At 26.5% G+C, this 355-nt stretch carries 1 protein-coding gene; it reads left to right on the top strand.

Annotated elements, in window-relative coordinates; genetic code table 11:
* The first annotated feature begins 67 nt into the window (after positions 1-67).
* Positions 68-286, top strand: coding sequence for a VraH family peptide resistance protein (locus tag KA814_RS13310; RefSeq protein WP_047503077.1), 219 nt, complete (start codon positions 68-70; stop codon positions 284-286).
* The last annotated feature ends 69 nt before the right edge of the window (positions 287-355 follow it).

Genomic DNA, 355 nt, shown 5'->3' with positions numbered 1-355 from the left:
TGAAAAATAGACCTGTAAAGCGATAACTATTGCGATAAAGTTTGCTAAAAAGGAGTGTTTTATTTTTATGACTATCAAACAAATTGTAAATGATTTATTAAATAAAAAATGGTCTTTAGAAGATTTGTTTTGGTTAATTTTCATGTGTGTAATATTTAGTACTTTTACTACACCGTTTTTTGGTATTCCGATTGGAGTTATTGTTTATTTTTTATTTTTCTATAAAGATGATGATTTTGATGAGATGGCAGAAAAATATGATTATCAAGACAATAATAAAAAATAGAACACGCATTTATGCCGAGAACATTTATTGATGTTGAGAAGAACCCTTAACTAAACTTGTAGACGAATG

This window comes from Staphylococcus sp. GDY8P196P (assembly GCF_017891705.1).
Classification (GTDB): domain Bacteria; phylum Bacillota; class Bacilli; order Staphylococcales; family Staphylococcaceae; genus Staphylococcus; species Staphylococcus ureilyticus.
Note: the sequence above shows the minus strand (reverse complement) of the source record. Positions and strands in the feature narration are given on the sequence as shown.

Coding starts and splice junctions, on each gene's coding strand:
- KA814_RS13310 (WP_047503077.1), top strand. CDS start 68: ATGACTATCAAACAAATTGTAAATGATTTATTAAATAAAAAATGGTCT.